This window comes from Terriglobus tenax, assembly GCF_025685395.1.
Lineage (GTDB): Bacteria > Acidobacteriota > Terriglobia > Terriglobales > Acidobacteriaceae > Terriglobus > Terriglobus tenax.
The window spans coordinates 1843520-1864758 of sequence record NZ_JAGSYA010000004.1; the positions used below are offsets into that span (position 1 = coordinate 1843520).

The 21239-nt window shown below is 61.2% G+C and carries 16 protein-coding genes; 9 read left to right on the top strand and 7 right to left on the bottom strand.

Annotated features, from left to right (window positions below; all coding sequences use genetic code 11):
* Positions 1-18: 18 nt before the first annotated feature.
* Both OHL13_RS13185 and OHL13_RS13190 read right to left on the bottom strand, forming a co-directional pair.
* Entirely contained in the window at positions 19-3141 is a 3123-nt protein-coding gene (locus OHL13_RS13185; protein WP_263410588.1) for a multidrug efflux RND transporter permease subunit, read from the bottom strand.
* A gap of 2 nt (positions 3142-3143) precedes the next feature.
* Entirely contained in the window at positions 3144-4724 is a 1581-nt protein-coding gene (locus OHL13_RS13190) for an efflux RND transporter periplasmic adaptor subunit (RefSeq protein WP_263410589.1), read from the bottom strand.
* Positions 4725-4910: 186 nt separating this feature from the next.
* On the opposite strand from OHL13_RS13190, the gene OHL13_RS13195 reads away from it, so the two are divergent.
* Positions 4911-6425, top strand: a complete 1515-nt coding sequence (locus tag OHL13_RS13195; RefSeq protein WP_263410590.1) for a UbiA family prenyltransferase — start codon at positions 4911-4913, stop codon at positions 6423-6425.
* A gap of 37 nt (positions 6426-6462) precedes the next feature.
* Positions 6463-7542, top strand: coding sequence for a phenylalanine--tRNA ligase subunit alpha (pheS, locus tag OHL13_RS13200; protein ID WP_263410591.1), 1080 nt, complete (start codon positions 6463-6465; stop codon positions 7540-7542).
* Positions 7543-7602: 60 nt separating this feature from the next.
* On the opposite strand, the gene OHL13_RS13205 is transcribed toward pheS, so the two are convergent.
* Positions 7603-9261 carry a M28 family peptidase gene (locus OHL13_RS13205; RefSeq protein WP_263410592.1) on the bottom strand — a complete coding sequence of 553 codons (1659 nt, stop codon included), beginning with the start codon at positions 9259-9261 and terminating at the stop codon, positions 7603-7605.
* A gap of 46 nt (positions 9262-9307) precedes the next feature.
* On the opposite strand from OHL13_RS13205, the gene OHL13_RS13210 reads away from it, so the two are divergent.
* A complete protein-coding gene (locus OHL13_RS13210; protein ID WP_263410593.1) occupies positions 9308-10189 on the top strand; it encodes an RNA polymerase sigma-70 factor in 882 nt (293 codons plus the stop codon).
* A gap of 38 nt (positions 10190-10227) precedes the next feature.
* Positions 10228-10968, top strand: a complete 741-nt coding sequence (locus OHL13_RS13215) for an SDR family oxidoreductase (protein ID WP_263410594.1) — start codon at positions 10228-10230, stop codon at positions 10966-10968.
* Positions 10969-11039: 71 nt separating this feature from the next.
* Here OHL13_RS13215 and dacB read toward each other — a convergent pair whose 3' ends face one another.
* Entirely contained in the window at positions 11040-12569 is a 1530-nt protein-coding gene (gene dacB, locus OHL13_RS13220; protein WP_263410595.1) for a D-alanyl-D-alanine carboxypeptidase/D-alanyl-D-alanine endopeptidase, read from the bottom strand.
* 120 nt (positions 12570-12689) lie between these two features.
* On the opposite strand from dacB, the gene folP reads away from it, so the two are divergent.
* On the top strand, positions 12690-13514 hold the full coding sequence (gene folP, locus OHL13_RS13225) for a dihydropteroate synthase (RefSeq protein ID WP_263410596.1): 825 nt from the start codon (positions 12690-12692) through the stop codon (positions 13512-13514).
* 67 nt (positions 13515-13581) lie between these two features.
* Here folP and OHL13_RS13230 read toward each other — a convergent pair whose 3' ends face one another.
* Positions 13582-14130, bottom strand: a complete 549-nt coding sequence (locus OHL13_RS13230) for a DNA-3-methyladenine glycosylase I (protein WP_263410597.1) — start codon at positions 14128-14130, stop codon at positions 13582-13584.
* Positions 14130-14855 carry a zinc ribbon domain-containing protein gene (locus OHL13_RS13235; protein WP_263410598.1) on the bottom strand — a complete coding sequence of 242 codons (726 nt, stop codon included), beginning with the start codon at positions 14853-14855 and terminating at the stop codon, positions 14130-14132. Before OHL13_RS13235 ends, OHL13_RS13230 begins: the two co-directional genes overlap by 1 nt.
* A gap of 147 nt (positions 14856-15002) precedes the next feature.
* Between OHL13_RS13235 and rmuC the strand changes: the two genes are divergently transcribed.
* The 3 genes from rmuC to fabF all read left to right on the top strand — a co-directional run bounded on the left by rmuC (position 15003) and on the right by fabF (position 18103).
* A complete protein-coding gene (rmuC, locus tag OHL13_RS13240) occupies positions 15003-16442 on the top strand; it encodes a DNA recombination protein RmuC (RefSeq protein WP_263410599.1) in 1440 nt (479 codons plus the stop codon).
* A gap of 157 nt (positions 16443-16599) precedes the next feature.
* Positions 16600-16839 carry an acyl carrier protein gene (locus tag OHL13_RS13245; protein WP_263410600.1) on the top strand — a complete coding sequence of 80 codons (240 nt, stop codon included), beginning with the start codon at positions 16600-16602 and terminating at the stop codon, positions 16837-16839.
* 13 nt (positions 16840-16852) lie between these two features.
* Complete coding sequence (gene fabF, locus OHL13_RS13250; protein WP_263410601.1) at positions 16853-18103, top strand: beta-ketoacyl-ACP synthase II; 1251 nt, start codon at positions 16853-16855, stop codon at positions 18101-18103.
* A gap of 124 nt (positions 18104-18227) precedes the next feature.
* On the opposite strand, the gene OHL13_RS13255 is transcribed toward fabF, so the two are convergent.
* The gene (locus OHL13_RS13255; protein WP_263410602.1) at positions 18228-18974 is read right to left on the bottom strand and encodes a YIP1 family protein; all 747 of its coding nucleotides are present in this window, start codon (positions 18972-18974) and stop codon (positions 18228-18230) included.
* A gap of 93 nt (positions 18975-19067) precedes the next feature.
* Between OHL13_RS13255 and ligA the strand changes: the two genes are divergently transcribed.
* Positions 19068-21170 carry an NAD-dependent DNA ligase LigA gene (gene ligA / locus OHL13_RS13260; RefSeq protein ID WP_263410603.1) on the top strand — a complete coding sequence of 701 codons (2103 nt, stop codon included), beginning with the start codon at positions 19068-19070 and terminating at the stop codon, positions 21168-21170.
* The last annotated feature ends 69 nt before the right edge of the window (positions 21171-21239 follow it).

Below are 21239 nucleotides of genomic sequence, written 5' to 3' on the forward strand. Positions count from 1 at the left end.
GTCACCCCTCAAACCTTCTTAGTCCGCCGATACCGCGTGTTCGTGCTCACGCATCTTGCGGTCAGCTTCGTCCGTCTTGAAGTACCTGCGGCCAATACGATCAAAGAAGAGATAAACCACCGGCGTGGTGTAAAGCGTGAGTACCTGCGAAACGATCAGGCCGCCGATAATCGTGATACCCAGCGGACGGCGCAGCTCCGAACCCGTGCCGCTGCCCAGGGCCAGCGGTACACCGCCCAGCAGCGCGGCCATCGTCGTCATCATGATGGGACGGAAGCGCAGCAGGCACGCCTGATAGATTGACTCCTCCGGACTCTTGCCGTGCTCCCGCTCGGCCTCCAGGGCAAAGTCGATCATCATGATCGCGTTCTTCTTCACAATACCGATCAGCAGGATAATGCCGATCAACGCAATCACGTTCAGCGAATCCTTCACGATAATCAGCGCCAAAATGGCGCCCACACCGGCCGAAGGCAGCGTGGAGAGAATCGTGATGGGGTGAATGTAGCTCTCGTACAGAACACCCAGCACGATGTACACGACGACCAGCGCGGCCAGAATCAGGATCGGCTCATTGGACAGCGACGCCTTGAAGCTGCGCGCCGTTCCCTGGAACTCCGTGTTGACGCTGAGCGGGATGTTCATCTCCTTCATCGACTTTTCAATCGAGTCCACCGCGTCGCCAATGCTCTTGCCTTGAGCGACGTTGAAAGAGATGGTTGCCGACGGGAACTGGCTCTGATGGTTGATCGACAGCGGCGTCCGTATCTGCTCAAAGTGCGTGAAGGTCGACAGCGGCACCTGGGTCCCGTTCGAACTCTTCACAAAAATATGGTCCAGCGAAGAAGGATTCCGTTGGAACCTTGGCGATACTTCCAGCACCACGTGGTACTGGTTGATCTGCGTGTAGATCGTCGAGATCTGGCGCTGCCCAAAGGCATCGTCCAGCGTGTCATCAATGTTCTGCGGTGTAATGCCCAGACGCGATGCAGTATCACGATCGATCACCAGGTGCGCTCCCAGACCATTGGTCTGCTGGTCGCTGGTCACCGCCGTCACCTCCGGCAGCGTCCGCATCCGGTCCATGATCCTGCCCACCCACGTCTGCAGTTCTGCCGAATCCGCATCTTCCACGGAGAGCTGATACTGCAGCGCCGTCACACGATCTTCCACGGTTAGGTCCTGCGAAGGCTGAAGGTAGATCTTGATTCCCTCAACCTTGGCCAGCTCCGGTTCCAGTTCCTGGATGATTTCGCTGGCGGTCTTCGTGCGTTCCTCGCGATCCTTCAGCGTGATCTGAATACGGCCGGAGTTCACCGTCATGTTGGTGCCGTCAATGCCAATGAACGACGACAGGTTCTCAACATTCGGATTCTTCAGCACGACAGAAGCCAGCGCCTTCTGCCGCGCGGCCATCGCGTTGAAGCTCGTATCCTCAGGCCCCTGCGTAATGCCCAGGATCACACCCGTGTCCTGCACGGGAAAGAAGCCCTTCGGCACATAGATGTACAGCATCACCGTGGCCACAAAGGTGCCCAGCGTCACCAGCAGCGTCAGCACCTGGTTGCGCAGCACCCAGCGCACTCCCACGGCGTATTTCGCGATCACGTAGTTGAAGAAGTCTTCACTCTTCTTGTAGAAGAGACCCTTTTCCGACTCCGGCACATGCTTCAGCAGCTTGGCGGCCATCATCGGCGTCAGCGTTAGCGAGATCACCGCCGAAACAAGAATTGTGACAGCCAGCGTTACCGCGAACTCGCGGAACAGGCGGCCGACGATATCGCCCATGAACAGCAGCGGAATCAGCACGGCGATCAGCGAGATCGTCAACGACAGAATCGTAAAGCCGATCTGCTCGGAGCCCTTCAGCGCGGCATCCAGCGGCGAGTCGCCCATTTCCAGGTAACGGTCAATGTTCTCGACCATGACGATGGCATCGTCCACCACGAAACCGGTGGAGATGGTCAGCGCCATCAGCGACAGGTTGTTGAGCGAGTAGCCCAACAGGTACATCACGCCAAAGGTGCCGACAATCGACAGCGGCACAGCCACTGAAGGAATAAGGGTCGCGCGCCACGAGCGCAGGAACAGGAAGATGACCAGCACCACCAGGCCGATGGTCAGGAGCAGTTCGAACTGAACGTCCTTCACCGAAGCGCGGATGGTATTGGTACGGTCGGTCAGCACCTCAATGCGGACCGTGTTCGGCAGCGTCTCACGCAGGCGCGGCAGCAACGCCTTCACTGAATCCACCACCGAAATGATGTTGGCGCCCGGCTGACGCTGAATGTTAACGATGACCGCAGGGTCCTCGTTCCACCATGCAGCCTGGTACAGGTTCTCAGCCGAGTCCACCGCGTTGGCGACATCCGACAGGCGGATCGGCGAACCGTTACGGTAGGCGACAATGACGTTGTTGTAGTCAATCGCGCTCAGCAACTGATCGTTGGCGCCGATGGTAAACGCCTGGCGCGCGCCGGAGATACCACCCTTGGCCTGGTCGACGTTGGCCGACGCCAGGGAGGTGCGGATGTCCTCAAGCGACATGCCATAGCTGGCCAGCGCCGTCGGGTTGGCCTGGATGCGGACAGCCGGCTTCTGGCCACCGTTGATGCTGACCAGGCCTACTCCGGAAAGCTGCGAGATCTTCTGCGCCATCACCGTGTCGGCAAGGTCTTCGACCTTTGACAGCGGCAACGACGTGGAACTCAGCGCCAGCGTCAGAATCGGAGCGTCCGCCGGGTTCACCTTGGAGTAGATCGGCGGGTTCGGCAGATCTTTCGGCAGGTAGGAGTTGGCGGCGTTGATCGCGGCCTGCACATCCTGCTGCGCAATATCGATGGACTCGTTCAGGTTGAACTGCAGCGTAATGACCGACCCGCCACCGGAAGAGATGGAGGTCATCTGCGTAAGACCGGGAATCTGGCCGAACTGGCGTTCCAGAGGTCCGGTCACAGACTGCGTCATCACATCCGGGCTCGCACCCGGGTAGAAGGTCAGTACCTGGATGGTGGGATAGTCAACCTGCGGCAGCGCCGAGACCGGCAACTGCAGGTAGGCAACCGCTCCGGCAAGAAGAATGGCCACCATCAACAGCGAGGTGGCCACCGGCCGGAGGATAAACGGCCTTGACGGGCTCATGGCTACCGCCCCCCTTGCGGACGCTGACCGCGTCCGCTCTCTTCACCCGAACGAGACTTCGGAGGCTCACCCATCGTGGTATCGGGAGCGGTCGGCGATCCAGGAGTTGCTCCCTGGCCACGTCGGCCACCACCCTGCCCGTTGCCCAGAATCGCGGTACCCGTCACCGGGTTGGCCTGACGCATGGTCACACGCGAGTTATTCCGCAGACGCTCGGCGCCGTCGGTAACCACCATCTCGCCCGGCTTCAGACCGTCAGAGATAATGTCCAGCGTGCCCTCGGTCATTTCAATCTTGATCGGGCGCATTTCCACATAACGCGGCGGCCCCTGCTGTACACCCGCGCCACCGCCCTGTCCTCCACGGCGGCCTGCACCAGCAGCTTGACCCGCGGCAGCACCCTGCCCGGCAGGCTGTGCGGCACCCGTGCCGCGCGCACCGCCGCCACCCTCGCCTTCGGCGCCGGCCGGAGGATTGCCTTCCTTCACGACATACACAAACGGTCCCTGGGTTCCGTTCTGCACCGCGGCGGTGGTCACCACAATCGCGTTAGGACGGTTTTCCAGCACCAGGCGGACATTCACAAACTGGTTCGGGAACAAGGTGTTGTCATTGTTGTCAAAAACGGCCTTCAGCTTGGCCGTGCCGGTCGTCGTATCAATCTGGTTGTCGGCGGTCAGCAGCGATCCGGTCGCCAGCAGGTTCGTGTTGGAGCGGTCGTACGCCTCCACCTTCAGCTTCTGACCGGCACGCGTGCGCTTCAGCACCTCGGGCAGCTGGTCTTCAGGAAGGGTGAAGATCACCGCGATCGGATGCATCTGCGTGATCACCAGCAGGCCGGTCGTCGACGCTGCGGAAACAATATTGCCTGGGTCCACCTGGCGCAGACCCACCACGCCATTGATCGGCGAAACAATACGGGTATAGCTCAGGTTCACCTTCGCGGTCTGGATCTGGGCCTGGTCGGCCTTCACCGTGCCGTCAGCCTGACCTGCCGCCGCATCCTGCGTCTGTGCCTGCTCGCGGCTTACAACACCGGCGGCATACAGCTGGTCATACCGGGTGCCCTGCTGACGGGCATTGATCGCAGTCGCCTGGTCACGGGCCAGGTTGCCCTCTGCCACGGCAAGCGCGGCCTCGTACGGAGCCGGATCAATCTGCAGCAGCAGTTGTCCCTGCTTTACCTGCTGTCCTTCCGTTACATTGACGCGCAGCAGCTGGCCGTCCACGCGGGAACGGATCGTCACCGTGTTGTAAGCGGTCACCGTTCCAAGCGCCGTGTAATAGATCGGCATGGTGCGCTGCTGAACAGCGGCGGCAGCCACAGCCACGGGTCCGCCAAATCCGCCCGCGCCACGTCCGCCCGCGCCACCCGGACCCGCGCCCTGCGCGGCCGCATTCTTCCGGTTATCCACAATCTTCCAGACGCAGAAGCTCACAAACCCTGCAATCACCAGGAAGATGATGATCTTGCGAAGAGCGCCGCCCTTCTTCGGCTCCTCAGGAGAAGGCAGCGCGTCGTGGTGAGCAGGCGAAGGCAGGGCCTGGGTGGATTCGTGTTCGGGCTTCTGTACGGTCGTCATGACTTCGAAATCAATTCCAGATTTGATTTGTAGATATCTTGAAACGTTTGGGTGGTAATCTCCCCGGACAGGCGGTGCAAAGTTGTCCCGGAAAGCTAGAGCAAGCGTACTTGAAAATACGGACGACCCCCCTAGAAGGTTTCTCAAAATAGAGACGAATTTATAATCGGGCCAAACCCTAAGGCGGTGATCTTGCCAGTCGAACTGCAAACACTTGACGCTTCAGACCAGAGAGTGGACGTACCACTCTGCGTCGACCTCGATGGAACCCTGGTTAAAAGCGATACCTTGCACGACGCTTTGATGGTCATGATGCGCCAGTCCCCGGTCAGCATTCTGAAAGCTTTCGGATGGTTGCGCCAGGGCAAGGCCGCCTTTAAGCGCCACGTCACCTCCGTGGTAATGCTGGATGCCGCGCACCTGCCCTACAACCATGCCCTTCTACAGTTCCTGCGCGAGGAGAAGGCCCGCGGCCGCAAAATCTACCTGGCCACCGCCGCCGAGAAGGCCCTGGCCGACCGCGTGGCCGACCACTTGGGCATCTTTGACGGGGTTCTGGCCAGCGAAGGAAAGATCAATCTGGCAGGGAAAAATAAACTGGCCGCTTTCGAACAGATGTTCCCTGGCGGGTTTTGCTATATCGGCAACGCCCTGCCGGATGCAAAGCTGCTGGCCGTCTGCCAGACTCCGATGGTCGCCAATCCCCATGGCAAGCTGAAGGTCGCCATGAAGCGCGCGGGAACTGTTCCGACGCGTGTTTTTGAGGACAAAAAGCCCCCCATAAAGGCCTTTTTTAAGGCCATCCGCATCCATCAATGGGCCAAAAACGTCCTCATTTTCCTTCCCCTGCTGCTGGCCCACCAGATCCGCTGGAACACCCTCGCCGGTGCAGCCGTCGCCTTCCTGAGCTTTGGCCTGTGCGCCTCCGCGACCTACATCATTAACGATCTGCTGGACCTGGAAGTCGACCGCCGGCACCCCCGCAAGCGCTTCCGCCCCTTTGCAGCAGCCGATCTGAGCGTTGGCGCCGGCCTGGCCATCGTTGCCACCTTCTTTGCCCTCTCCGTGCTCCTGGGCCTCGCGCTGCCCTACATCTTCACCGCCGTCCCCGGCCACTCCTCGCTTCCCAGCCCGCATAAGTTCCTGCTCTGGCTGGGGATTTACACCATCATGACCCTGAGCTACAGCTTCCGGCTCAAGAAGATGGTCCTGGTCGACGCGATTGTGCTCTCCATGCTCTATACCCTGCGCATCATCGTGGGGTCGGTCGCAACGGGCGTCCCGGTCACCACATGGCTGGCCGCCTTCAGCATCTTCTTCTTCCTGTCGCTGGCCTTCGCCAAGCGCTTTGCGGAACTGGAGAACCTGCGCGCCCGCGAAAAAGAGACCGCGGCAGGACGCGGCTACCGCGTTGGCGACCTGGAACAGCTGCGGACCTTTGGAGCGGCCAGCGGCTATGCTGCCGTGGTGGTCCTGGCGCTTTATCTGAACTCGCTGGCTGCGCAGAACCTGTACCCCCACATTACCCGGCTCTGGCTGCTGATCCCGATCATCATCCTGTGGGTGAGCCGGCTGTGGATGGTGGCCTCCCGCGGCGAACTGGACGAGGATCCGGTGGTCTACGCCCTGGAAGACAAAAACAGCCTGGTGATCGGCCTGGTGATGCTGCTGGTCATCGCTTCAGCCATCATTCGTTTCTAACGCGCGCGGTCCGGGCATTTATCCTGATACACGGCGTATGAGTGAACTGATTCCGCAACTGAACGATTACAGCGAAGCCGCACTGGAGCAGGCCTTTACCGGCCTGCTGGACGAGGTGCGCCAAGGCGCTGCCTCTCTTGCCTCACCCGAGGCCGTCGAGAACTTCCGCCTGGAGTGGCTGGGCCGCAAGCAGGGCCGGCTGAAGCTGGTGAGCGACGCATGGCTGAAGACCGCGCCTGTTGAGGCCAAAAAGGCCCTGGGCATGCGCTTCAACCAACTGAAGCAGGAGATTGAGTCCGCGCTCGAAAGTGGCTCGGTCGCCGGTGGCGGCAAGCAGGCCGCTGCGCTGGACATCTCGCTGCCCGGCACCTCGCCTCGCGTCGGCGTGGAGCACCCGCTGGTGAAGACCATGCAGCAGGTCGTCGGCGTCTTCAAGGCGATGGGCTACTCCGTCGGCACCGGCCCGGAGGTCGAGACCGACTTCTACAACTTTGAGAGCCTGAACTTCCCGCCGAACCACCCGGCTCGCGACACCCAGGACACCCTGGTGCTTGCCAACCAGGATGGCAAGCCCCTGCGCGAACGGCTGTTGATGCGTACGCACACCTCCCCGGTGCAGATCCGCACCATGGAGAAGCAGCCGCCGCCGCTGCGTATCGTCATCCCCGGCAAGGTGCATCGCAATGACGAGTCGGACGCCACCCACTCGCCGGTCTTCCACCAGGTGGAGGGTCTTTGCGTGGACACCAACATCACCTTCAGCGACCTGAAGGGCACGCTGGACCATGCCATGAAGTCGTTGTTCGGCTCTGACGTGAAGACGCGCTTCTTCCCTTCGTTCTTCCCCTTCACGGAGCCCAGCGCCGACGTGCAGATCAGCTGCCCGTTCTGCGGCCAGAAGGGCTGCCGCAAGTGCAAGTACTCCGGCTGGATTGAGCTGCTGGGCTGCGGCATGGTCGATCCTGCCGTCTTCGGCTTCGTCGACTACGACCCGAAGAAGCTCTCCGGCTTCGCGTTTGGCATGGGCGTGGAGCGTATTGCCATGATGCTCTACGGGGTAGGCGACATCGGCCAGTTCTACTCCGGCGATATGCGGTTTTTGGAGCAGTTCGCGTAAGAAGCATTCGCTTAAAACAAGAAAGGCCCGGAGAAATCTCCGGGCCTTTTGTATTATGAGCTACTTTTGCGTCTCTTTCCGAGCGGCCTCAAACTCATCGCCTGCGTTCCATGTAATCGGCGGTTCGGCCACCGACAGAAAGCCAGCTTCAATCCCCAGACGGCACAGGTTCGCCAAGCCGCTGAAGTCCCACTCAGGGCGGAAGTTGTCGCTTACGTTGTGGTAGTCGTTCGTGTTGAACAGCTCACCCTGCTTGCGGCCCCACGCGGCATCGTGACCCTTGAAGGTTCCGCCCTGGCCGATGGAGAAGGCCGGAATGCCCGCATGCGCGAACGAGAAATGGTCAGAGCGGTAGTAGCCGCCGCTGGTGTCCGGACGAGGCGCAGGAATGGTGTAGCCGAACTTCTTTGCCACCGCCTCCATCGTTGGATAGAAGCTGGTGCGCTGGATGCCGCCCGCGTGCAGTTCGTTGCCGATGCCGATGGGCAGAATCTCGTCGAAGTTCAGGTTCAGGTTGATCTGGCCCAGGGGGATGGGCGGATGCTGCGCCAGGTAGAGCGAGCCGAGCAGGCCCTGCTCCTCCGCCGTGACCGCAGCAAAGACCATGGAGTGCGGGGGCATCACCTTCGAGGACGTGATGGCGCGGGCCATCTCCAGCAGCATGGCTGTGCCCGTGCCATTGTCGGCGGCTCCGTTGAAGATGGCGTCTTCGCCGGGCTTCGCATCTGCCTTTACGCCAAGATGATCGTAGTGGCCGGAGTAGACGACCGCCTGGTCACGTGCGGAACGCAGAACGCCGGGAAGAATGCCGATGACATTCGGCGACTGGAAGTGGCGCACGGAGCTGACCACTGTTGCCTTGAGCGAGACCGGAAGCTCACGGCCCTTGAAGCCGGGCTTGGCAGCGGCGGCAAACTCCTTGTCCAGCGTGGTGTCGCTGGCGTCAAAAAGCTTCTTCGCAATGTCGAGCTGTATCCATGAAGCCGCCGAGAGCTTGGGGTCCTTGTCCTGCGAGAGGAAGGTCTTCTCTGCGGTGTTCGAGTTCTTGACGACGTCCCAGCCGTAGCTGGCCAGATCGGTACGGTGGATGATCAGTGCGCCGACGGCGCCCATCTTGGCGGCCTGCTCAAACTTGTAGGTCCAGCGGCCGTAGTAGGTCATCCCCTTGCCGCCGAAGAATTTTGGGTCGTCCGATGGCGGGTCGTTGACGATGCAGAGAATGACCTTGCCCTTCACGTCGACGCCCGCATAGTCATCCCACTTGTACTCGGGAGCGGTAACGCCATATCCAACCCAGACAATGGGAGCGTTGACGGTGGCTTCCGGCTCAAGCTTCGAGTTGAAGACGACGTAGTCCTCGGCAAACTTCAGCGGCAGCGCCGCTCCCGACTTCGGAACCAGCGTAAAGCTGGTCTTCGCGGCGTCCGACTTCACACTGGTGAAGTCCACCTGCTGGAAATACGTGCCGTTGTCGCCGCCGGGCCGCAGGCCGTAGCTGGCAAACTGCGTGGCGATAAACTTTGCGGCCAACTCGCCGCCGCGCTGGCCGGGATAGCGGCCCTCCAGCAGGTCGTCCGACAGGTACTGGTCGAAGGCGCGGATCGAATCAGCGGAGACGGCCTTTTCGGCAGCCTCCACAGCAGGCGGCAACGGTTTTGGCGCAGAGGTCTGCGCGACCAGGGTTCCGGCGAGGAGAGAGAGGGCGAGCGCTTGCTTCATGGGCGAAGGTTCTCCGTGAAACTTCGAGTTTATACAATGCCAGTCAATGCAGACTGTCTCCACAGAAAGCCTGGACGCATTTGAAGCGGCACGGCCCCGGCTGTTCGGTATTGCCTACCGCATGCTCGGTTCCGCCGCCGAGGCTGAAGATGTGGTGCAGGACGCATGGCTGCGCTGGCAAGGAACCAATCACGAGGAGATCCGCGAGCCGGTGGCATTTTTGACCACGACGGTCACACGGCTGGCCATCAACGCCCTGCAAAGCGCCCGCGTGCAGCGGGAGACCTACATTGGCCCATGGTTGCCGGAACCGGTCGATACCAGCGCCGATCCTTACCTTGGCGCGGAACGCGGCGAGGCGCTGGAGATGGCCGTTCTTCTGCTGCTGGAGAAACTGCCCGCCGCCGAACGCGCCGCCTATGTGCTGCGTGAGGCCTTTGACTACGATTACCACCAGATTGCCGCACTGCTGGAGACTACAGAAGCTAACTGCCGCCAGATGGTGACGCGCGCAAAGAAACATCTGGCCACGGAACGCCGTGCCACCGTCTCACGCCAGCAGCAGGAGCGGCTGCTCGACCTGTTTCTGGCAGCGGCACAGACGGGCGATACCGCCGCACTCGAAAAGCTGTTTACAGCGGATATCGTCTCCCTGGCCGATGGCGGCGGTGTGGTCACAGCAGCGCGCGTACCTGTCCTCGGCCGCGAGCGCGTGGCGCAGGTTGTTGCCTTCTTCGGCCAGCGCTTCGGTCCGGAGATGCGCACAACCCGCATGGAACTGAACGGCGAACCCGCCCTCGTTCTGGTGCAGGGTACGGAGCCGTTCGCCATCATCCACATGGAAGCCACCGACGAAGGCGTCCATCGCATGCTGTGGGTCATGAATCCCGCCAAGCTGAAAAATATCGCCGCGCTGTCACAGATCTGAACCCTCGCCGGTCATGACTGGCAGAGAGGTGAAAGATCATGAAGATCGTAGTCATTGGCGGAACGGGATTAATCGGAAAGAAGCTGGTAAAGCTTCTGGAGCAGGCTGGACACACGGCAGTCGCCGCATCGCCCAGCTCAGGCGTGAATGCCTATACCGGTGAGGGGCTCGCGGATGTGTTGCGCGGCGCGGAGGTTGTGGTGGAGCTGACCAATCCCACATCGTTCGACCCGGCCGTGGTGATGGACTTCTTCACGAAGAGCGCGGCCAACCTGATTCCGGCGGAGAAGGCGGCAGGAGTGAAGCATCATGTTGTGTTGTCCGTTGTAGGAGCGGAGAGGCAGGCCGGCAGTGGCTACATGCCCGGGAAGGTTGCGCAGGAAGAGGCCGTGAAGGCCAGCGGCATTCCCTACACCATTGTGCGGGCGACGCAGTTCTTTGAGTTCCTGGGAAGCATTGCGGACTTTTCGACGAAGGATGGATTCGTGACGGTCTCTTCCGTAAAGATGCAGCCGATGGCTGCGGATGATGTAGCTGCTGCGGTAGCGAAGGCTACGTTGGGCATTCCGTTGCATGCGACGGTGGATGTTGCCGGGCCGGAGAAGGCGGGGATTGATGCGCTGGTGCGCCGGGTGCTCGCCGCGAAGAAAGACCCGCGGGTAGTGGTGACGGATGATTCCGTTGGTTACTTCGGAGCGACGGTCGATGACCATTCGCTGGTGCCCATCGGTGAGACGTGGCTGGGTGAGATACGGTTGGAGGATTGGTTGAAGGGGTAACGCATCCCGCAGACTTGTCATCCCGACCGGAGGCGCGTAGCGCCGCAGTGGAGGGATGACAAGAAATTGCGCTAGTTCTCCGCCGCAATCGCGGTCACGATCTTGTCCATCGCATCGCGGTCCGCATTCGTCCGCGGGTAGTGCGTACTCACCATCACGGAGAAGATCAGTGTCTTGCCGCTGGCCGTATCCACGTAGCCGGAGAGCGCACGCGCCTCCGACAAGGTTCCCGTTTTAGCGAAGAGATGGTCCTTCATCGGGGCGTTCGGAAAGCGCGAAGACAGCGTGCCATCCTCACCGCCGATGGGCAGAGTCTTCTTCCACTCTGCGAACCAGGGTTGTGTGCCCGCGTACTGCAGCAGCTTGCCCAGGGCGCGCGGTGTGATCAGGTCGTGGCCCGAGAGGCCGCTGCCATCAAACAAAACAAAATCATCCGGGCCCACGCTCGCGCGCGTCGTCAGAAAGCTGCGGACCACACGAGCACCCTCGACCGTCGAGCCATCGTCGCCAAAGGCCGCGCCCAGGTGGTGCAGGAAGAGTTCGGCGTGCAGATTCTGCGAGATCTTGTTGGTCCACAGCATGGCGTCGATCAGCGGCACGGAAGTATGCGTGGCCAGCACCCTGCCCGCAGGTTGGGGCTCAGGCTTTGGTGAGCCGAGAACAAGTGGCGCATGCGAAGCGGCAAGAAAGTTCTTCGGTGCGGGCGAGACGGGCAAGCGATGACGCGCAACAGCCTTGCCGGTGACGAGAATTCCACGCTGCTCCAGCAACTGCTTCAGAGCAACGGCTGCAAACTCCGCCGGATCGTGCACGGCCAGCGGTTCGTCATAGGGCCTGGCGTCCAGCGCGATCGTCCCGCTCAGCGTCACCGTGCGCGCACCCAGGTCGCGGTCGGCAACAATGCGGGTTGTGCCTCCAGCGGCAACGGTCAGCACGTGGTTCTCAATCGTGTAATACGGCACCGCCGGAGCGAAGGTATAGGCGGCGGGCTTGCCCGTTTCCGTCGGCGTCAGAATCACGTCGATGCGGTTGTCGTTCAGGGTCAACGCACTGACAGGCGATCCGTCATCGCCGACGGTGTCGTCAATCGCCCAATCCTCCGGGTAAGGCTCCCAGGGAAAGAGCGTGTCGTCGCCGACGATGTCTCCGTTGATGGTCTTCAGGCCGGTCCCGGCAACCTGGTCAGCCATCTTCGCCAGAGATTGCAAGGGATCGGCCGCGGGCGGCGCGGGCTTGGGCCGCTGCGAGGGCGGCAGATAAGGGAAGCTTCGTCCGGAGAGATTCGGATCGCCGCCGCCCACCAGCGCAAGGTTGCCGCTCAGGATCGCCGTGCCGTTGCCCTCCGCCACAATGCGCGTGATGAAGGTGGCCTGCGACCCCAGCAGCGCGATGGCCGTGGCCGTGGTGAAAACCTTGTTGTTGGAGGCAGGGACAAAGTATTGCGCGTCGTTCAGACCGTAGACCGGCTTGCCGTCCATGGTGGAGACAAAGACGCCCCAGTGGGCGCGGCTGACGGATGGATCGGCCAGGATGGTGGCGACCTGCTGCGGCAGCGAGGGCTTGCGTGGCTTTTTGCTGGCGGCGAAGGTAGGCATCGCCATGGAAGCCAGCAAAAGACCAGTGGTAATCGTACGAAGCCGAACCCACCCTGGCGTTGCGAGGGTGGGGCACCCGGTTGAGAACGAACTCATGCGCATGGGCGGAGTTTAGCATTGGGGTCGATGGGCTTTGCGAAGAGAAACCGGTTTGCGTGGCAGCTTCGCAGCCGCACGCTGACGCTGGGGGAGCGCACGCGGGTGATGGGCATTGTCAACGCCACGCCGGACTCCTTCAGCGACGGCGGCAGCTATGACCCGGTGGCGCACGGGCTGCGCCTGTTGGACGAAGGCGCGGACATCCTGGACATTGGCGGCGAATCCACGCGTCCCGGCGGAGCGGGCCTTGTGGACGGCAGCGAAGAACAGCGCCGTGTCCTTCCGGTGATTGAGGCGCTGACCAGGGCGGGCGCGATCCTCAGCGTGGACACTTACCGGGCCTCCACGGCAAGGCTTGCGGTGGAGGCAGGAGCGGAGATCGTCAACGATGTCTCCGGCCTGCTGTGGGACACGGAGATGACTGCCATCTGCCGCGATCTCCGTTGCGGCGTAGTTCTGATGCACACGCGCGGCAGGCCACAGGAGTGGGCTGCACTACCGCCCATGCAGCAGATCGCCGCGACCGTCGTACGGGAGCTACGGGAGCGCGTGGCCTCCAGCGGGATCGAGCCTGAGCGGCTGGTGATCGACCCCGGCTTCGGTTTCGGCAAACGCGGAGCGGAGAACTTCGAGCTGCTGGCAGGAATGTCGCAGATGCAGGAGCTTGGCCTGCCGGTACTGGCGGCTGCTTCGCGCAAGGGCTTCCTTGGCGGCGACGTCCATGACCGCGAGTTTGCGACCGTGGCTTTTCATACGGCCTGCATCCTGGCCGGCGCTCATGTTATCCGCGTGCATGATGTGAAAGCGGCAGTACAAAGCGCGAAGGTGGCAGATGCTGCTTTGACCTGGTAGAGAGTTGTTATCCCGACCGGAGCGCAGCGCAGTACGCCTCCGGTCGGGATAACAAACAAAGAAAACACTACGCCCGAAAACAATCCGGGTGGTGGTCATCCGCCATGCCGATGGCCTGCATCCACGCATACACAATCACCGGGCCCACAAATTTAAACCCGCGCTTCTTCAGGTCTTTTGAGATGCGCTGCGAAACCTCGGTCTCCGCGACAAACTTCCCTGTCCGGTTCACGATGGGCTTACCACCGACAAACGACCAGTAGGTCTTCGCAAAGTCCTCGCCCTCGTCCTGCATCTTCAGGAAGATCTTCGCTCCCTCGATGGTCGCCACAATCTTGGCGCGGGCGCGGATAATGCCCTCGTCCTGCATCAGGCGCTCGATGTCCTTCTCGGTGAACTTCGCCACCTTGGCCGGGTCGAAGTCTTTGAACGCCTTGCGAAAGCCCTCGCGACGCTTCAGGATGGTCTGCCAGGAGAGGCCCGCCTGGAAGCCCTCCAGCATCAGGCACTCCCACATGGCTCGGGCGTCGCGAACCGGGCGGCCCCATTCCTTGTCGTGATACTGCTGCATCAGTTCATCAGAATTGGCCCAGGAGCAGCGCTGTTTTTCTGGCATTAGAGTTTCGTCCCGCAATCGTTACAGAATTTTGCTGTGGGTGAGGCGCTCACGCCGCACGCCGGGCATGCCCGTGCCACCGGCGCTCCGCACTCTCCACAGAACTTTCCACCGGTCAGTGGCGCGTTGCAAGCGGTGCAAGCCGCCACGGCAGCCGTCTTTGCCTGGTTGGCGGAGGAAGGAAGCTGGCGCACATCGTGACCTTCAATCTCGGCGTTGCCGTGGTTGAACTCGATCTGTACGTCAGGCCGCATGTCGATGCCAGAGACGTAATCGGTACTCATCGCCTTCTCCTGCAACTGCTGCTGAGAGGCCTGCAACTGCGCCTGCGTGCGCTGCGAGATGATCTCCTGCTCGTACTTCGGAGTGCAGCCGGTGCACTGCTGCGCCCGGGCGTTCCAGCAGACATCGTTGCAGACCCATTTACCGCAGCGCTGGCAGCGGGAGAACTTCTGCTTCACCTCGGTGACGGCCTCCTGCAGGGCCGAGTCATGCGCCTTACCGCCAATGGCGCGCTGAATATCGTAGGCTGTTTCGCGCGCGCTGCCGAAAACCGAGCCGAAGATATTGGACGCAGCCTCCAGCACCGACCCGGCCGCACCGATGGCGGAGGCCTTGTAGCTGGACATATAGCCGGAGTGACAGTGGTCGCAGCGAAACTCAAACTGATAACCGCGGTCCGTGGAACGGTCAGAATAGTTGCGGACGAATTCGATCATCGCCATCGGGAAGGGGGAGCTCCATTCAGGGATACGTGCTGCTTCGCTGCTTAATGTACCGCGCTCGACGTTTCTTTCCGGTTTCTCCCCAGGATTTCCACGTCAGAATTTGTCGCAGAACAATGGTAGCCTGAAGGGCGAAGGAAAAACGAAATGTTGATTGCGCTTGCGGCTTTAAATGGGTTGACCTTGATCTTGGTGATCGCAGTGCTGCTGCGCAAGCAGGCGCCTCCCATCGATCCCGAGCAGCTGCGACGCCTGGAGGCCAGGTCCGAGGCGCTTGAGGCAGCCCTGCGCACCGGCTTTGCCGACGCCCGCCGCGAGACCGCCGAGGCCGCTCTGCGCTCCATTGAGACACAGGCCAAAGCCGCCGCCGAGCTGCGCACCGAGGTCATGGGCAGCATCATGCAGATGGGCGACCGCCTTTCGACCGGTCTGGACAGCTTCCGCTCCGACAACAAGCAGTCTGCCGCCGGCCTGGAACACGCCATGAAGGTGCAGATGGACTTTCTGCAGAACCGCCTGGGCCAGTTTGCCCAGACGCAGAACGACCAGGCCACCAGCCTGCGCGAAAGCCTGAACTCCAAGCTGAACGACCTGACCCAGAACAACACCCAGAGCCTGGAGCGGCTGAACCGCGACAACGCCGCCAAGCTGGAGGAGATGCGCCAGACGGTGGACGAGAAGCTGCACGCCACCCTGCAAACCCGCCTGACCGAGAGCTTTGGCCAGGTAACCACCCATCTGGGCGAGGTGCAGAAGGGCCTGGGCGAGATGAAGGAGCTGGCTACCGGCGTCAGCGACCTGAAGAAGGTCTTCTCCAACGTGAAGTCACGCGGCGTTGTGGGCGAGTTCCAGCTGGGGATGCAGCTGGAGCAGATGTTCTCTCCCGAACAGTATGTGAAAAATGCCCGTATCAAAAAGGGTTCGCTGGAAACCGTGGAATATGCCCTGAAGTTCCCCAACGGAGCCGAGGGTGAGGTTCTGCTGCCGATCGACGCTAAGTTCCCCCGCGAAGACTGGGAACGCCTGGAGGCAGCCTACGAACACGGCACCCCGGAAGAGATTGCCAAGGCAGGCACGGCCTTTGAGCGTGCCATCCGCATTGAAGGTCAGCGCATCTGCGACAAGTACATTGAGGAACCGGTGACGCTGCCCCACGCCATCATGTTTCTGCCCACGGAAAGCCTGTACGCCGAGGTGGTCCGCCGCCCGGGGCTGCAGACTGAGGTCCAGCAGAAGTGCCGCGTCACCATTGCCGGACCGTCCACTTTTATGGCCATTCTGACCAGCTTCCAGATGGGCTTCCACACCCTTGCGCTTGAAAAGAAGGGCAGCGAGGTGTGGAAGGTGCTGAGCAACGTGAAGACGGAGTTCGGAAAATTCGAAGTCCTGATGACTAAGGTGGAAGATAACGTCGGACGCGTCCAGAAAACACTTGGCGAGATCGGTACCCGCACCCGGGCCATCAACCGCAACCTGCGTGGAGTGACGGAGTTACCGTCCGGCGACAACCAAATGCCGCCGGTCAGCTTCGAAGAGATCGCGGGGGTTGCTCCGCTGCTGGCGGCATCGGAAGAGGAACCCTTTTAAAAGGGCTCGTTTTCCTTTCCACCCGGTTGTTTTACACTCAACAGGGCGTTTCGTATCCTGGGATTTCGCGGAAAATTTGCCGCGCGTACCCGGAAGAACGCATCAGGATTGAGCAGTACCCAAGATTCACACGAGGGAAAGACAGGAGAACCAACTCATGGCAGACGTTTCAGAAAAGGTGAAATCAATCATTGTCGAGCAGCTTCAGGTGGATGAGGCCGAGGTAACCCCCGGTGCAAGCTTCCAGGAAGACCTGGGCGCCGACTCGCTGGACGTGGTCGAGCTGGTGATGCAGTTTGAGGAAGCCTTCGACATCCAGATCCCGGATGAGGACGCCGAGAAGATCAAGACCGTAAAGGACGCGATCGACTACATCGAGTCGCATTCGAAGAAGTAACCAAAGGAATCACGTGGAAAAGCGTCGCGTCGTCGTAACAGGCCTGGGTCTGATCTGCGGTGTTGGTAACTCCGCACCTGAGATCTGGGATGGACTGATGGCTGGCAAGAGCGGTATGGCGGAGATCACGGCCTTCCCCCTGGAAGGCCATTCCGTCCGCTTTGCAGCCGAGGTCAAGAACTTCGATCCTCACCAGTTCATCGATAAGAAAGAGGCCCGCAAGATGGGCCGTTTCATCCACTTTGCCATTGCCGCCGCACAGGAAGCGATGGACCAGAGTGGGCTGAAGGTCACGCCGGATAACGCCGAGATGGTTGGCGTGCATATCGGCTCCGGCATCGGCGGTTTCGATGTCATCGAGCGCGAGCACACCAACCTGATGAACGGCGGTCCGCGCAAAATTTCGCCGTTCTTTATTCCCGCATCGATCGTGAACCTGGCCGCCGGGCACGTCTCCATCCGCTTTGGCGCGAAGGGACCGAACGAAGCCACGGCCACGGCCTGCACCACCAGCGCCCATTCCATTGGCGACGCCTACCGCATTATTGAGCGGGGCGATGCCGATGCCATGATCGCTGGCGGCGCAGAAGCAGCTATCACGCCCATGGGCGTTGGCGGCTTTGCCGCGATGAAGGCTCTCTCCTCCCGCAACGACGATCCGCTGCATGCCTGCCGGCCCTGGGACAAGGACCGCGACGGCTTTGTGGTGGGCGAAGGCGCAGGCATTCTGATTCTGGAAGAGCTGGAGTTTGCCAAGGCGCGCGGTGCAAAGATTCTCGCTGAAATCGTCGGCTACGGCATGAGCTCCGACGCCTTCCACATGACCGGAATGGCACCGGAAGGCGAAGGCTGCTACCGCGCGATGAACAACGCTCTGAAGTCAGCCGGAGTGAAGCCCGAGCAGATCGATTACCTGAACGCCCACGCCACCAGTACACCGCTGGGTGACGCGCTGGAGTCCAAGGGCATCGAAAACCTGTTCGGCGAGCATGCCCTGAGCCACAAGCTGCAGGTCAGCTCCACCAAGTCGATGACCGGCCACCTTCTGGGCGGCGCCGGCGGCCTGGAGGCAGGCATCACCATCATGGCGATGCAGCACAGCATCGCTCCGCCGACCATGAACCTGGAGAACGTGGACCCCGAGTGCAGGCTGAACTACACACCGGGCAAGCCGCAACCCCTGGAGATCAACTACGCCCTGTCGAACTCGTTCGGCTTCGGCGGAACCAATGGCTCGCTGGTCTTCAAGAAGTGGGTTGAGTAGTTTTTTTGAGAAACACGGAAAAGGCCGCGACCCTGTCGCGGCCTTTTTCTTTTCCCCTCATAACATCTGTCATCCCAACCGGAGGTGCTGCGCTTCGGGCAAAATAATGGCTCCTGCCTTGCATTTAGCTGAACGCCGCCGCAAAGCCGACCTTCAGCAACGCGAACACGATGTACCACGCGAAGACAGCGATCAGCCCCTTCTTCACGGACAGCTTTGCCACAATGCCACAGCCAATGCCCAGCGCGATGAATTGCCATATCTCGAAGATATCGAACGAGGTCAGCAGGGCGTACAGGGCGCCCGTGTGCTGGTCCATGTAATAACCCGGGTTGGTGCCGACCGGATCCTGGAAGGTGAAGATCTCCGGTGGATCCGTAACCCAGAGCATCAGGGCCGCCAGCAGAAACTTCAGCATGCCAATCAGAAAGCTGTAGACCACCACCGCGAAGGTCTTCCCGAAGGTCGCCGTTCCGCCGAAGCCAAAGTTGAGCGTTCCCCAGAAAACGAGGGCATACAGGGATCCGAAGATGAGGTACACCACGGGAAAGCCGTACACCGTGACGCGCATGCCAATGACCTGTTGCTTCTGGATGCTCGCCACCTGTTCGGCGGTCATGCTCTGCAGGCGCTCTTCCATCCGCGGATTGGCCTTGAGGGCGCTGTCCGCCAGCCCGTCATAGCCCACGCGCGTAGCCGCGCTGAAGGTAAAGAGGTAGGAGCCTGCAAACAGCAGAAGGATCGGCAGCAGCACATTGCGGCTGCGGGTCAGAATATCGGTAAAGGTCCTGGATGGCGCCGTGAAGGTATAAACAACTCGCTGGACTTGCGTGAGTCCGGTTTCGGTGGAGGGCACTGCAGCTTCGGTCATGGGTATGGCTCTCCTTGCGAACCGATTGTAGGGTGAAATGCACAGTCCCGCGGCGGGAAATATGACAAGCGGGCGTTCTATCATGCGAATGGCATGAGTGTTGAAACCAAGATTGAGGCGTTGCGCGAAACCCTGCGCCACCACGAGTACCTGTACTACGTCGAAGACGCTCCCGAGGTGGAGGACGCCGATTACGACGCTCTGATGAACGAACTGAAGGCTCTGGAAGCCGCGCACCCGGAGCTGGTGACAACGGACTCGCCCACGCAGCGCGTCGGCGGCCGCCCCAAGGAGGGCTTCGCCAAGGTGGCGCACTCGCGCCCCATGTTGTCCCTGGACAACGCCTACAACGAGACCGAGTTGCGTGCCTGGTCTGACCGTGTACACGCCGCCCTGCGCGAAGGCGAGACGGTGGAGTTTGTCTGCGAGCTGAAGCTGGATGGCCTCTCCCTGGCGCTGCATTATGGCCCCGGGACAGATGGCTCTTCCCTGCTGCAACGCGGCCTGACGCGCGGCGACGGAACAACGGGCGAGGATGTCACGACCAACGTCCGCACCATCAGGAGCGTGCCGCTCAGCATCTCCGCCGCGAAGCTGAAGAAGGCCGGGATCCCGCAGGCGTTCGAGGTGCGCGGCGAAGTGGTCATGCCGCAGAAGGCATTCCAGAAGATGAACGAGGAAGCCCTTGCCGCGGGCCTTCCCGTGAAGGCGAACCCACGCAACGCCGCCGCAGGCACCATCCGCACACTGGAACCGAACATCGTGGCCCAGCGCCGTCTCGACTTCTACGCCTACTTCCTGCTGCAGAATGGCGAGATGCTTCTAACTGGCCAGCAGGAAACGCTGGATGCGCTGAAGGCCGCCGGCTTCCGCGTGAACCTGCACGGAGCGTCCGTCAAATCGATCGAGGAAGTTCTGGCTTTCATCGCCGGGGCTGAGACACAGCGCGACACGCTGGGTTATGAGATCGACGGCGTTGTCATCAAGGTGAACTCCACCGCGCAGCAGGCGCGGCTTGGCTTCACTGGCAAGGCTCCGCGCTGGGCAATCGCCTACAAATTCCCCGCCCGCGCCGGCCTTACCCAGTTGAAAGATGTCGGCTTTCAGGTGGGCCGCACCGGCAAGCTGACACCCGTGGCCCGGCTGGCACCCGTCTTCATCGGCGGGACCACCGTCAGCAACGCCACACTGCACAACGCCGACGAAATTCTTCGGCTGGGCGTGAAGATCGGCGACTGGGTGCAGGTGGAGCGCGGCGGCGATGTCATTCCCAAGATCGTCAAGGTGGACGAGAATCATCCGCGCGGCACGCAGGAGATTGTCTTCCCCACCCACTGCCCGGTATGCGGCGAGCCTGTGGTTCGCGAAGAGGGCGAGGTGGACTGGCGCTGCGTGAACGCGAGTTGCCCGGCTCGCCTGCGCGAGGAGCTTCGACACTTCGCCTCGCGCGGCGTGATGAACATTGAAGGCCTGGGCGACGCACTGGTGGCGCAGTTGCTGGGGCAAGCCGAGATTGAACCGGAAGAAGGCGCGGAAGAAGAGACGGTAGCCGCTCCGGTAAAACGTGAAGCCCTGGTCCACTCCGTCGCCGACCTGTACACGCTGACGATGGACCAGTTGCTGACGCTGGAGCGCATTGGCCAGAAATCGGCGCAGACACTGCTCGAAGAAATTGAGAAGTCCAGGCGCAACCCGCTGTGGCGCGTGCTTCTGGGCCTTGGCATTCGCCACGTAGGCGAACGCACCGCACAGTTGCTGGCCGAAGAGTTTGCCTCACGCGGCCAGGATTATGAAGCCATGCAGGCGCTGATGGATGCCAGCGAGGAAGAACTGCAGCGCGTCAACGAGATTGGGCCTATCGTCGCTGCAGCCATTCACGAGTTCTTCCGTGGAGAGAAGAACCGTCAACTGGTGGAACGGCTGCACGAGCTCGGCTTCAGCTTTACCGCCGAGAAGCGGCAGAAGACTTCGCAACTGGAGGGCATGACCTTCGTGTTGACCGGCACGCTGCCCACGCTGAAGCGCGAAGACGCCAAGACGATGATTGAATCGGCCGGGGGCAAGGTCTCCGGTTCCGTAAGCAAGAAGACCACCTACGTCGTCGCCGGCGAAGAAGCCGGCAGCAAGCTCGACAAAGCCAACGAGCTTGGCGTGAAGGTGATTGACGAGGCCGGCTTGTTGCAGATGCTGGGTTAGCGCTTTGCAAGCAGATTCTTTCTCTCAGCTTGCGGAATGACACAGCAGAACAGCAGCCATCCTACTTGA

Excerpts from the sequence above, each read along its gene's own strand:
- dacB (WP_263410595.1), bottom strand. The coding sequence starts at position 12,569 with ATGGCGATGCCTACCTTCGCCGCCAGCAAAAAGCCACGCAAGCCCTCG.
- folP (WP_263410596.1), top strand. The coding sequence starts at position 12,690 with ATGGGCTTTGCGAAGAGAAACCGGTTTGCGTGGCAGCTTCGCAGCCGC.
- OHL13_RS13230 (WP_263410597.1), bottom strand. The coding sequence starts at position 14,130 with ATGCCAGAAAAACAGCGCTGCTCCTGGGCCAATTCTGATGAACTGATG.
- ligA (WP_263410603.1), top strand. The coding sequence starts at position 19,068 with ATGAGTGTTGAAACCAAGATTGAGGCGTTGCGCGAAACCCTGCGCCAC.
- OHL13_RS13190 (WP_263410589.1), bottom strand. The coding sequence starts at position 4,724 with ATGACGACCGTACAGAAGCCCGAACACGAATCCACCCAGGCCCTGCCT.
- OHL13_RS13215 (WP_263410594.1), top strand. The coding sequence starts at position 10,228 with ATGAAGATCGTAGTCATTGGCGGAACGGGATTAATCGGAAAGAAGCTG.
- OHL13_RS13245 (WP_263410600.1), top strand. The coding sequence starts at position 16,600 with ATGGCAGACGTTTCAGAAAAGGTGAAATCAATCATTGTCGAGCAGCTT.
- OHL13_RS13205 (WP_263410592.1), bottom strand. The coding sequence starts at position 9,261 with ATGAAGCAAGCGCTCGCCCTCTCTCTCCTCGCCGGAACCCTGGTCGCG.
- pheS (WP_263410591.1), top strand. The coding sequence starts at position 6,463 with ATGAGTGAACTGATTCCGCAACTGAACGATTACAGCGAAGCCGCACTG.
- OHL13_RS13235 (WP_263410598.1), bottom strand. The coding sequence starts at position 14,855 with ATGGCGATGATCGAATTCGTCCGCAACTATTCTGACCGTTCCACGGAC.
- OHL13_RS13210 (WP_263410593.1), top strand. The coding sequence starts at position 9,308 with ATGCAGACTGTCTCCACAGAAAGCCTGGACGCATTTGAAGCGGCACGG.
- OHL13_RS13255 (WP_263410602.1), bottom strand. The coding sequence starts at position 18,974 with ATGACCGAAGCTGCAGTGCCCTCCACCGAAACCGGACTCACGCAAGTC.
- rmuC (WP_263410599.1), top strand. The coding sequence starts at position 15,003 with ATGTTGATTGCGCTTGCGGCTTTAAATGGGTTGACCTTGATCTTGGTG.
- OHL13_RS13185 (WP_263410588.1), bottom strand. The coding sequence starts at position 3,141 with ATGAGCCCGTCAAGGCCGTTTATCCTCCGGCCGGTGGCCACCTCGCTG.